Annotated in this window: 9 protein-coding genes; all 9 read left to right on the forward strand. The window is 67.3% G+C overall.

What is annotated here, in order from left to right:
• Positions 1-102 precede the first annotated feature (102 nt).
• The 9 genes from G3545_RS13160 (at position 103) to G3545_RS13200 (ending at position 11801) form a co-directional block, all read left to right on the forward strand.
• Positions 103-1680 carry a helix-turn-helix domain-containing protein gene (locus G3545_RS13160; protein ID WP_170013262.1) on the forward strand — a complete coding sequence of 526 codons (1578 nt, stop codon included), beginning with the start codon at positions 103-105 and terminating at the stop codon, positions 1678-1680.
• Positions 1681-1795: 115 nt separating this feature from the next.
• Entirely contained in the window at positions 1796-3328 is a 1533-nt protein-coding gene (locus G3545_RS13165; protein WP_170013264.1) for an acyl-CoA carboxylase subunit beta, read from the forward strand.
• Positions 3329-3509: 181 nt separating this feature from the next.
• Positions 3510-5525, forward strand: a complete 2016-nt coding sequence (locus G3545_RS13170; protein ID WP_170013266.1) for an acetyl/propionyl/methylcrotonyl-CoA carboxylase subunit alpha — start codon at positions 3510-3512, stop codon at positions 5523-5525.
• A complete protein-coding gene (locus tag G3545_RS13175; RefSeq protein WP_170013268.1) occupies positions 5525-7360 on the forward strand; it encodes a methylmalonyl-CoA mutase subunit beta in 1836 nt (611 codons plus the stop codon). Before G3545_RS13170 ends, G3545_RS13175 begins: the two co-directional genes overlap by 1 nt.
• Positions 7361-7410: 50 nt before the next feature.
• Positions 7411-7755: a hypothetical protein gene (locus G3545_RS13180; RefSeq protein WP_170013270.1), complete on the forward strand. Its 345-nt coding sequence runs from the start codon at positions 7411-7413 to the stop codon at positions 7753-7755.
• A gap of 102 nt (positions 7756-7857) precedes the next feature.
• A complete protein-coding gene (locus G3545_RS13185; protein ID WP_170013272.1) occupies positions 7858-8217 on the forward strand; it encodes a hypothetical protein in 360 nt (119 codons plus the stop codon).
• 15 nt (positions 8218-8232) lie between these two features.
• Positions 8233-8589, forward strand: coding sequence for a hypothetical protein (locus G3545_RS13190; RefSeq protein ID WP_170013274.1), 357 nt, complete (start codon positions 8233-8235; stop codon positions 8587-8589).
• A 5-nt stretch (positions 8590-8594) separates the two neighbouring features.
• On the forward strand, positions 8595-10751 hold the full coding sequence (gene scpA / locus G3545_RS13195) for a methylmalonyl-CoA mutase (protein WP_170013276.1): 2157 nt from the start codon (positions 8595-8597) through the stop codon (positions 10749-10751).
• Between the two features lie 279 nt (positions 10752-11030).
• A complete protein-coding gene (locus G3545_RS13200; protein WP_170013278.1) occupies positions 11031-11801 on the forward strand; it encodes a GntR family transcriptional regulator in 771 nt (256 codons plus the stop codon).

Genomic DNA, 11801 nt, shown 5'->3' on the forward strand with positions numbered 1-11801 from the left:
TTCGTCCCGATATGTCGCAAAGTACGGATGCATCACAGGAGGAGCGGGGGCCGAAGCGCGGTGCGCGCGCAGCGAATGACGACAGCGTAGCGGGGGCAGGCAGTGACGGCGGGCCGGCGTTTCGGCGACATCGTGTTCGAGGAGAGCTTCCTGTTCGCCACGCGCGAGCCGGAAGGCGAGCTGAAATTCACCCGGTCCGAGCGCGCCGTGCTGATCGCCCTTGCCGGCAATGCCCGCAAGGTGATGTCACGGAACCAGCTGCTCGACGCCATTGCCGGCACCGGCTCGGATTCCACTGACCGCAACATCGATTTCCTGATCAATCGGCTGCGCGCCAAGCTCGGGGATTCCGCCCGTGCCCCGCGCTTCATCGCCACCCAATATGGCGAGGGCTATGTGTGGATCGCCGAACCGGACCGGCCGGTGTCGAGCCCGCAGGCCCAGGAGGCCCAGGAGCTGCTGGTCTTCATCGGCCCGGTATTCGGCCTCGACCGGCTCACCGACGCAGGCCTCGCCGAGGCGACGCTGGCGCGGCTGCATGCCGCCCTCGTCACCATCGCCGGCGACGAGCGGCGCGTCGCGCTGGCGCGACAGCGCGGCCTCCATGCGCCGCCGCCCAATACGCGCTTCACGCTGGAACTCGGCTTCTACTGCGATGGCGGGCCGCTGCACCTGGCCGCCATACTGCACGAGGGCCGTTCCGGGCGGATCGTGCGGGCGCAGCGCCTTATCCTGAACGAGCCGAGCATCGAGGACATCGAGGAACTGGCGCGCACGCTGAAGGCGGCGATGTGGGATCACCGCTCCTTCGGCACCGGTTCGGTCGCCGCGCTGCGCGACGAGCCGCTGGAGGTGCGGCTGCACAATGCCTCGCTGATGTTCACGCAGGCGCCGGGTGCCTGGATCGAGACCGAAGCGCAGGCCCGCCGTGCCCTGGCCGAGCGGCCCGACGACCCGGAAACCATGCTGGCGGCGGCGATGTGCATCTATTCGCGCCGATTGTCCGCCGCCATTCCCATGACGAACGACGAGGAGGAAATCGAGCGCCTGGTCTTCGCCAGCCTGCCGCGCGTCGGCAACAGTCCGATCCTCGCCCTCGCCGCCGCCAAGCTGCTGCTGTTTGTCGGCCGCGGCCATCTGGCGCTCGCCGAGGCCATTGCCGAGCAGGCCTTCGCCGAGAGCACGGCCTTCGCCTCGGCCTTTGCCACGCTCGGCCAGATCCGCGTGTGCGCCGGCGACATCGAGGCCGGGCTCGACCTGTATGAGCGCGGCATCGAGCTTTGCACGGCCGGCTCGGAATTCCACCTCTATCTGCTGGTGCTCAAATGCATCGCCTGCCTTGCCTCCGGCGACCGGCAGGCGGTCGAGCGCGCCCTCGGCCAGCTCTATGCGGTGAAGCCACAGACGCAGGCCGAAATCGGAATATTGTTCGCGCCGCCGGACGAGGCGCAGCTGCCGCCGCTATTGAAGGCGGTCCTCGGCAAGCTCGATGCCGGCCATGCGCAGTTCCTGATACGGCACGCGCATTACATCAGCGCCCGGCTCTACCAGCATGAAGCGCATCGTGAGAACATCATGCGCGGCTTCCTCAGCCTTGCCGTCGGGCGGTTCGGCGCGACCGTGGTGCCGGACGAGGTGCGCCGCAGCGTGCCGAAGCTGATGGCCGAGTTACAGATTTGACACTGCTCCCTCCCAAGGGCCGATTCCGCTAGCAATCATTTGCCGCTAGCTTCAGGAAAACGGATAAGGGTGCCGCGCCGATCGAACAGGCGGCGTCGCGGGAGCTGGGGCGCGCATGAAGCACATTCTCGATGAGCTGGAGCAGCGCCGCGCCGGCGCGCGCCTGGGCGGCGGCGAAAAGCGCATTGCGGCTCAGCACAAGCGCGGCAAGCTGACCGCCCGCGAGCGCGTCGAACTGCTGCTGGACACCGGCTCGTTCGAGGAATTCGACACCTTCGTGCAGCACCGCTGCACCGATTTCGGCATGGAGAAATCCAAGATCCCCGGCGACGGCGTCATCACCGGCTGGGGTACGGTGAACGGCCGGCAGGTCTTCGTGTTCGCCAAGGACTTCACGGTGTTCGGCGGCTCGCTCTCCGAGGCCCATGCCCAGAAGATCATGAAGGTGCAGGACCTCGCCCTGAGGACCCGCGCCCCGATCATCGGCCTGTTCGATGCCGGTGGTGCCCGCATCCAGGAAGGCGTGGCGGCGCTCGGCGGCTATGGTGAGGTGTTCAAGCGCAACGTCGCCGCCTCCGGCGTGATCCCGCAGATCTCCGTCATCATGGGCCCCTGCGCCGGCGGCGACGTCTATTCGCCCGCCATGACCGATTTCATCTTCATGGTGCGCGACACCTCCTACATGTTCGTCACCGGACCGGACGTGGTGAAGACCGTCACCAACGAGACGGTGACCTCGGAAGAACTCGGCGGCGCCAAGGTGCACACCACGAAATCCTCGGTGGCCGACGGCGCCTTCGACAATGATGTCGAGTGCCTGTTGCAGATGCGCCGGCTGATCGACTTCCTGCCGCTGAACAATGCTCTGGGTTCGCCGGAATGGCCGAGCTTCGACGATGGCGAGCGGCTCGACCCCTCGCTCGACACGCTGATCCCGGACAATCCGAACAAGCCCTATGACATCAAGGAATTGATCGTGAAGACCCTCGACGAGGGCGACTTCTTCGAGATCCAGGGTGCGTTTGCGAAGAACATCGTCACCGGCTTCGGGCGGATCGAGGGCCGCACCGTCGGCGTCGTCGCCAACCAGCCGATGGTGCTGGCCGGGGTGCTCGACAGCGACGCCTCGCGGAAGGCGGCGCGCTTCGTGCGCTTCTGCGACGCCTTCGAGATCCCGATCATCACCTTTGTCGACGTGCCCGGCTTCCTGCCCGGCACCGCGCAGGAGTATGGCGGGCTGATCAAGCACGGCGCCAAGCTGCTGTTCGCCTACAGCCAGGCGACCGTGCCGCTCGTCACCGTCATCACCCGCAAGGCGTTCGGCGGCGCCTATGACGTCATGGCATCCAAGCACATTGGCGGCGACGTCAACTATGCCTGGCCGACCGCGCAGATCGCGGTGATGGGCGCCAAGGGCGCGGTCGAGATCATCTTCCGCGCCGACATCGACGATCCCGAGAAGATCGCGGAGCGGACCCGGGAATATGAGGCCAGGTTCCTCTCGCCCTTCGTCGCCGCGGAGCGCGGCTACATCGACGAGGTGATCGCGCCCAACGCCACCCGCAAGCGCATCGCCCGCGCCCTCGCCATGCTGCGCACCAAGAAGGTCGAAGCGCCGGCGAAGAAGCACGACAACCTGCCGCTATGAGCAACTCCCCAGCAAACGCACGCCTTCTCCCTCTCCCCGTGGGGGAGAGGGTCGGGGTGAGGGGCCACTTCGCGAGACGTTTTCGCGCAACTCCCCCTCACCCGGCGCCAAAGGCGCCGACCTCTCCCCGCCGGGGAGAGGTGAAGAACCGCCCGGCCTCGCGCGATCAAGGAATGAAGGCATGTTCTCCAAAATCCTGATCGCGAACCGCGGCGAGATCGCCTGTCGCGTCATCAAGACCGCCCGGCGCATGGGGATTGCGACCGTCGCTGTCTATTCCGATGCCGACAAGGATGCGCTCCATGTCGAGATGGCGGACGAGGCGGTGCATATCGGCCCGCCGCAGGCCGCGCAGTCCTATCTCGTCATCGAGAAGATCATCGAGGCGTGCAAGGCCACCGGTGCGGAGGCGGTGCATCCGGGCTACGGTTTCCTTTCCGAACGCGCGGCGTTCCCGCAGGCGCTTGAAGCGGCCGGCATCGTCTTTATCGGCCCGAACCCCGGCGCCATCGAAGCGATGGGCGACAAGATCGAATCCAAGAAGGCGGCTGCGGCCGCCGGCGTCTCCACCGTGCCGGGCTACCTCGGCGTGATCGAAAGCCCGGAACAGGCCGCCGAGATCGCCGACGAGATCGGCTATCCGGTGATGATCAAGGCCAGCGCCGGCGGCGGCGGCAAGGGCATGCGCATCGCCCTTTCCCGCGATGAGGTGAAGGACGGCTTCGAGCGCGCCACCTCGGAAGCCAAATCCTCCTTCGGCGACCACCGGGTGTTCGTCGAGAAGTTCATCGTCGAGCCGCGCCACATCGAGATCCAGGTGCTCGGCGACAAGCACGGCAATGTCGTCTATCTCGGCGAGCGCGAATGCTCGATCCAGCGCCGCAACCAGAAGGTCGTCGAGGAAGCGCCCTCCCCGCTGCTGGACGAGGCCACCCGCCGGAAAATGGGCGAGCAGGCGGTCGCACTTGCCAAGGCGGTGAATTACGACAGCGCCGGCACGGTGGAGTTCGTCGCCGGGCAGGACAAGAGCTTCTATTTCCTGGAGATGAACACCCGCTTGCAGGTCGAGCATCCGGTCACCGAGCTTGTCACCGGCATCGACCTCGTCGAGCAGATGATCCGCGTCGCCGCGGGCGAACCCCTCGCCTTTGGGCAGCCGGACGTGAAGCTCGACGGCTGGGCGGTGGAAAGCCGGATCTATGCCGAGGACCCGTTCCGCAATTTCCTGCCCTCGATCGGCCGGCTGACGCGCTATCGCCCGCCGGGCGAAGGGGTGAAGGGCGGCGTCACCGTGCGCAACGACACCGGCGTCTATGAGGGCGGCGAGATCTCGCTCTATTACGACCCGATGATCGCCAAGCTGGTGACGCATGCGCCGACCCGCACTGACGCGATCAAGGCGCAGGGCGAAGCGCTCGACGCCTTCGCCATTGACGGCATCCAGCACAATATCCCGTTCCTCGCCGCGCTGATGGCGCATCCGCGCTGGCAGGAAGGCCGGCTCTCCACCGCCTTCATCGCCGAGGAATACCCCGGCGGCTTCCAGGCCCCGGTGCCGGAAGGCGTGCTGGCGCGGCGGCTCGCCGCGGTGGCGGCGGTGATCGACAATGTCGAGAATGCCCGCAAGCGGAAGATCTCGACGCAGATGGCGGGCCGGCCGGTGGTGTTCGAACATCGCCGTGTGGTGCGGCTCGGCGAACAGAGCCTTATTTGCGAGGTCGATCGCGCTGCCGGCGCCTTCCTCGTCACCTTCCTCGATGCGGACGGCAGACCGACCGGGACCCATGAATTGCGCTCGGCGTGGCACCCGGGCGAGCCAGTATGGCAAGGCGCGTTCGACGATGACACCATCGCGGTGCAGGTGCGCCCGCTTTTGAATGGCGTCGCCCTTGCCCATCGCGGCGTCGCGGCGCAGGCGCTGGTCTATACTGAACGCGAGGCCGCGCTCGCCGCACTGATGCCGGAAAAGATCGCATCGGCCAGCGGCAAGCAGCTGCTGTGCCCAATGCCCGGCCTCGTGGTCTCCATCGCCGTCACCGAGGGACAAGAGGTGAAGTCCGGCGAGACGCTGGCCATCGTCGAGGCGATGAAGATGGAGAATGTGCTGCGCGCCGAGCGCGACGCCACGGTGAAGAAGGTGCTGGCCAAGCCCGGCGACAGCCTCGCGGTCGACGCCGTGATCCTGGAATTCGCCTGATGGAACACGGCTTCCCCGAGGCGACGCGCGAGGATTGGCTCCGCCTCGTCGAAGGGGTGCTGAAGGGCGCGCCCTACAACAACCGCATGGTGGCGCGCACCCGCGACGGCTTCACGCTGGACGCGCTGCCGCCCCGCCGCCTCGATGCCGCGCCGATTGCCGGGCGGGCGCCGGGCACGCGCTGGCGGGTGATCTCCCGCATCGAGCATCCCGATCCGGCGGCGGCGAATGCGCAAGCGTTGGAGGATCTCGAAGGCGGCGTCGACGGCATCGCGCTGATCTTCGCCTCCGCTCCCTCGGCACGCGGCTTCGGGCTGCCGGAAACATCCGAAGCGATTTCCGGTGCGCTGGATGGGGTGATGCTCGACCTAGCCGCGTTGCGGGTCGAGGCCGGCAGGTTCCAGGGCCGCAACATCGCGCTTGCCTTGGCCGCGCTGGTGGAGAAGCAGGGGCTGCCGCCGACGACGCTCGACATCCGCTTCGGGCTCGATCCGATCGGCGACTTCGCCGCCCTCGGCGCCGCGCCGATCGAATGGGAGGGACTATCCGCGCGGCTCGGCCAGACCGTGACGACGCTGCACTCACGCGGCTATCGCGCGCCGATGGTGCGGGCCGATGGGCGCATCCACCACGCCGCCGGCGCCACCGACGCGCAGGAGCTCGCCGCCATCCTCGCCACCGCGGTCGCCTATCTCGGGGCGCTGGAGGCGGCCGGGCTGGATCTGGAGGCCGCAGCGCGGAGCATCGAGGCGACGATCACCGCGGATGTCGTGCAATTCGCCACCATGGCGAAGCTGCGCGCGCTGCGGCTGCTGTGGCGCACGGCACTGCAGGAGTGCGGGGTGAAGGAGCCGCCCCCGCTCGCCATCCATGCCGAGACGGCGTGGCGGAGCCTGACCCGGCGCGATGCCCATGTGAACCTGTTGCGTGGCACGCTCGCCGCCTTCGCTGCCGGCGTCGGTGGTGCGGACAGCCTCACCGTGCTGCCCTTCACCGAGGCCCTCGGCCTGCCGGACGCCTTCGCCCGCCGGCTCGCCCGCAACACGCAATTCGTGCTGATGGAGGAATCCAACCTCCACCGCGTCGCCGACCCCGCCGCCGGCTCGGGCGCGGTTGAGGAGCACACCGACAAGCTCGCGCAGGCCGCCTGGGAGCTGTTCCGCGCGATCGAGCGCGAGGGCGGCATGGTCGAGGCGCTCGCCTCCGGCATGTGGCACGCGACGATCGAGGTGGCGCGGACCGCGCGCATGAAGGACGTCGCGACCCGGCGCGAGCCGATCACCGGCACTTCGGAATTCCCTCTGCTCGGCGAGACCAAGGTCACGGTGCTGGCCCCGGCCGTCACGCCGCCGTTCGGCCCGCCGCCGGAGGGCGCGTTGCTGTGCGAGCCGCTGGTGCCGCACCGCCTCGCCGAGCCGTTCGAGCGGCTGCGCGATACCGCCGAGCGCGCTTCGACCCCGCCGCAGATCTTCCTTGCCAATCTCGGCGACCACGCCGCCTTCGCGGCACGCGCCGGTTTTGCGAAAAACCTGTTCGAGGCCGGCGGCATCCTCGCGCCGATGAATAACGGCTTCGCCGCCCTGAAGGATGTCGTCGCCGCCTTCCGCGCCTCCGATGCCCGCATCGCGTGCCTGTGTTCCTCCGACGCGCTCTATGCCGAGCGCGCCGCTGCGACCGCCGCCGCACTCAAGGCGGCAGGTGCCCGCGCGGTCTGGCTGGCAGGAAAGCAGGAGGCAGCTCCGGACGCGGCCATTGACGGCTTCGTCTTTGCAGGCTGCGATACATTGGCGGCACTCGGCGCGGCGCACCGTCATCTGGGTTTGAACAGTCCGTGAGATCACGCGTTGGACCTTGAAACCTTCAACTCCAGAGCGGGATCCCTTCGATGAAACACGCCGTCCTTATTGCCCTCGCTTTCGTCCCGCTCACCGGCGCGGCGAAAGCTGCCACCCCTTTCGACGGCAACTGGTCGATCCTCGCCGTCACCGAAAGCGGAACCTGCGACCGGGCCTATCGCTTCCCGGTCAAGATCACCAACGGCAAGGTCACCTATGCCGGCACCGCCAGCACCACGGCGACCGGCTCAGTCGACCGTGGCGGCCGGGTAAAGGTGAATTTCTCGCATGGCGAGCAGCGCCTGGTGGCGAGCGGCGCGGCCAGGGGCGATGCCGGCGCCGGCAACTGGACTTCCAAGAGCTGCAAGGGCAACTGGACGGCGGAGCGGCGCTGATCGGCGCCTCTACATCGCCCAGTTGTGGTGGAACAATAGTGCGTGCCTGTCGCCGGGATTCGCGCGAAATCGGCACGACAAACCCCAACTGGAGACGTTGCCATGCCCCCTATTGTGCGTACCTCTACCCTTGTTTTGCTGCTTGCCGGAACCGCGGCGCCGCTTCATGCGGCGCCGGAACATGACGGCGTCTGGAAGGTGAAGACCTCGGCCGAGACCGGCAAATGCGGCACCAATTACGACATTTCGGTCGCGGTGAAGAACGGCAAGGTGTCCTATGCCGGCATGTGGCCGGTGAAGGCGACGGGCGGGGTGAATGATCTCGGCCTGATCCGCATGGAAATCGCCGGTGCCGGCCAGAAGGTGAAAGCCACCGGGCTGGTGCGCGGCGATACCGCCTCCGGCGACTGGTCGTCGGTGAAGTCCGAGTGCTCCGGCTCCTGGGTCGCCCGGAAGGCGTGATCCCGAGTGAACAGGATGGCGATCAATCTGCGATCCGACCTCGCCAAGTTGACGGACGACGAATTGGCGGAACGCTATCATCAACTTTGGACGGCCTATGAGGCGGCGCGGGCACGCCCGCAATCGCCCTCAAACATCAATGGGTGGCGTGGTCCGATCCGCCATCCGCGCTTCTACCGCTTCCTGACTATCGTCAACAAAGGGTTCAGCCCAGAATTCTGGTTCGATCTGCTCGCAGGCATTATCTTCAGCGCGAAGCGATACGAGCCTGACCTGCGCGCAAGCCCTGACGCTGACGCTGATCTCAGTCTTAAAGACGTCCAGGACGTAATGGACGAAATGCAGCGCCGCGTGGACAGGCGTAAGGGATAGACCCCATGACCCGCATCCCGGATTTCGCCGCCATCGACTGGACCAAGCCTGTGCCGCCTGCCGCGCTCCCCGGCAGCGAGGCGTGGCTGACGCCGGAATCCATTGCGGTGAAGCCGGTCTATGGGCCGAGCGACATTGCCGGCCTCGGTTTCCTCGACACTTTTCCCGGCATCGCGCCGTTCCTGCGCGGGCCGTATCCGACGATGTACGCCACCCAGCCCTGGACCATCCGGCAATATGCCGGTTTCTCCACGGCAGAGGATTCCAACGCCTTCTACCGGCGCAACCTCGCCGCCGGGCAAAAGGGGTTATCGATCGCCTTCGATCTCGCCACCCATCGTGGCTATGACAGCGACCATCCGCGCGTCGCCGGCGATGTCGGCATGGCCGGGGTTGCGATCGATTCCATCTACGACATGCGCACGCTGTTCTCGGGCATCCCGCTCGACCGGATGAGCGTGTCCATGACCATGAACGGCGCGGTGCTGCCGGTGCTGGCGCTCTATGTGGTGGCGGCGGAAGAACAGGGCGTGAAGCCGGCGCAGCTCTCCGGGACCATACAGAACGACATCCTCAAGGAGTTCATGGTCCGCAACACCTATATCTACCCGCCCGAACCCTCGATGCGCATCGTCTCCGACATCTTCGCCTTCACCTCGCGCGAGATGCCGAAGTTCAACTCCATCTCGATCTCCGGCTATCACATGCAGGAAGCCGGGGCGACACAGGATCTGGAGCTCGCCTATACGCTGGCGGACGGCGTCGAATATGTGCGCGCCGGCGCCAGGGCCGGGCTCGATATCGACGTGTTCGCGCCGCGACTGTCCTTCTTCTGGGCGGTCGGCATGAATTTCTTCATGGAAGTCGCGAAGCTGCGCGCCGCGCGCCTCATCTGGGCGCGGCTGATGACCGAGCTTGGCGCGAAAAACCCGAAGTCGCTGCCGCTGCGCACCCATTGCCAGACCTCGGGCTGGAGCCTCACCGCGCAGGATCCGTTCAACAATGTGGTCCGCACCATGGTCGAGGCGATGGCGGCGACGCAGGGCCACACCCAGTCGCTGCACACCAATGCGCTCGACGAGGCGCTGGCGCTGCCGACCGACTTCTCCGCCCGCATCGCCCGCAATACGCAGATCCTGCTGCAGCAGGAGAGCGGCACCACCCGCGCCATCGATCCGTGGGGCGGCTCCTATTTCGTGGAGCGGCTGACCGCCGACCTCGCGGCTCGCGCGCTCGCCCACATCGACGAGGTGGAGACGCTCGGCGGCATGGCCAAGGCGATCGAGGCCGGCATTCCCAAGCTGCGCATTGAGGAAGCCGCGGCACGGACACAGGCCCGCATCGATTCCGGTGCGCAGATCGTGGTCGGGGTGAACCGCCACCGGCCGGCGACTGAAGCGCCGCTCGACGTGCTGGTGGTGGATAATTCCGCGGTGCGCGCCGCGCAGATCGAGAAGCTGAAGCGGCTCAGGGCGGAGCGTGACCCCAAGGCGACCGAAGCGACCCTTGGCGCGCTGACCAAGGGCGCGACCAGCGACGGCAACCTGCTGGCGCTGGCCATCGACGCGGCGCGGGCCAAGGCCACGGTCGGCGAGATTTCCGACGCGCTGGAGCGCGCCTTCGGCCGGCACGCGGCGCAGATCCGCGTCATCAGCGGCGTCTACAAGCGCGAGGCCGGTGCGATGGCCGACCGGCTGGCCCAGGTCGAAGACATGGTGAGCGCGTTTGCCACTGACGAAGGCCGGCGCCCGCGCATCCTGGTCGCCAAGGTCGGGCAGGATGGTCACGATCGCGGCCAGAAGGTGATCGCCTCGGCGTTCGCCGATATCGGCTTCGAGGTCGATATCGGCCCGATGTTCGCCACCCCGCAGGAGGCGGCGAAGCAGGCGGCCTCGAGCGGCGCACACATCGTCGGCGTGTCCTCGCTGGCGGCGGGACACCTGACGCTGGTGCCGGAGCTGAAGGCGGCGCTCGCCGCCGAGGGCCGGCCGGACATCATGATCGTGGTCGGCGGCGTGGTGCCGCCGCAGGATTACGAGGCGCTGCGCGCGGCGGGCGCGGAGGCGATCTTCCCGCCGGGCACGGTGATCCCCGATGCGGCGGAAGAGCTTATCCGTAAGCTCAACGAACGCCTCGGCTACGCCCAGCGCGCGGCGGAATAGGCAAAAGGCTGCATAGCCGGCAATTGGCTGCCGGACTCTTGGTCAAATAGTTTCGTCATCCCGGCCCCACGGGTCTTGCCTTTGGCAAGCCCGAGGACAGGCTCCGCGAAGCGGAGAGCCGGGATCGCGTTTGCGCGATCCCGGATATGGCCTCACGGCCATTCCAGGATGACGACTATTCGCAATTCGTCGCATTCCGCACCATTCGACCCGAACCCTTGGCGCTGCTGGCACAGGCGTTGCTTACAAGCTTGCATACAAGTTTTGTGAGCAGGCCTGATGAACCCCGCTACCGCCAATATCGAGGAAGCCATCCTCTCGGCCATCCTCGCCGGACGCATCGCACCGGGCACGCGGCTCGGCGAGCAGAAGCTCGCCGACCTGTTCGGCATCTCCCGCACCCGGGTGCGGGAGGCGATGATGCGGCTGGAGACGCGCGGCGTGGTGCAGGTCAGCGCCCGGCGCGGCTGGTACGTGGTCGAGCCCTCGGCGGAAGAGGCGCGCGACGCCTTCCATACCCGCCGGGTGATCGAGACCGGGCTACTGCACACCATTCGCGAGATCTCGCCCAAGGCGCTCGAAAGCCTTCGGGCCCATGTCGCGGCCGAGCGCGAGGCGATCGAGAGCGGCGATGTCGGCTCGCGCGCCTGCCTGCTCGGCGACTTCCACATCCATCTCGCCGACGTCGTCGGCAACCGGCTGCTGACCGAGATCATCCGCGATCTCACCGCCCGCACCACGCTGATCTCGATGCTCTACCAGCCGACCGAGAAGGCCGAGGAATCCAGCCACGACCACGAGGACATCGTGGCCGCGCTGGAGGTCGGCGACTTCGGTGAGGCGGCCCGGCTGATGGCCGAGCACATCGACAATGTGGAAGCCGGCCTCGACCTCGCCACCAGGCCGGACCCGCTCGCGGGCCTGCGCGAACTGCTCACGCCTTCAACCTTTGCCGGCTCACCGCCTTCCATGCCTCAGGCTTCCACGCCCCATGCGCATGCGCACGGGGCGCCGCATGCCCATTCATCCCACTCGCGCATCAAGGAATGA

It is taken from the genome of Starkeya sp. ORNL1, from assembly GCF_012971745.1.
In the GTDB taxonomy this organism is placed as follows: Bacteria; Pseudomonadota; Alphaproteobacteria; order Rhizobiales; family Xanthobacteraceae; genus Ancylobacter.

Coding starts and splice junctions, on each gene's coding strand:
- G3545_RS13175 (WP_170013268.1), top strand. CDS start 5,525: ATGGAACACGGCTTCCCCGAGGCGACGCGCGAGGATTGGCTCCGCCTC.
- scpA (WP_170013276.1), top strand. CDS start 8,595: ATGACCCGCATCCCGGATTTCGCCGCCATCGACTGGACCAAGCCTGTG.
- G3545_RS13180 (WP_170013270.1), top strand. CDS start 7,411: ATGAAACACGCCGTCCTTATTGCCCTCGCTTTCGTCCCGCTCACCGGC.
- G3545_RS13165 (WP_170013264.1), top strand. CDS start 1,796: ATGAAGCACATTCTCGATGAGCTGGAGCAGCGCCGCGCCGGCGCGCGC.
- G3545_RS13185 (WP_170013272.1), top strand. CDS start 7,858: ATGCCCCCTATTGTGCGTACCTCTACCCTTGTTTTGCTGCTTGCCGGA.
- G3545_RS13200 (WP_170013278.1), top strand. CDS start 11,031: ATGAACCCCGCTACCGCCAATATCGAGGAAGCCATCCTCTCGGCCATC.
- G3545_RS13190 (WP_170013274.1), top strand. CDS start 8,233: ATGGCGATCAATCTGCGATCCGACCTCGCCAAGTTGACGGACGACGAA.
- G3545_RS13170 (WP_170013266.1), top strand. CDS start 3,510: ATGTTCTCCAAAATCCTGATCGCGAACCGCGGCGAGATCGCCTGTCGC.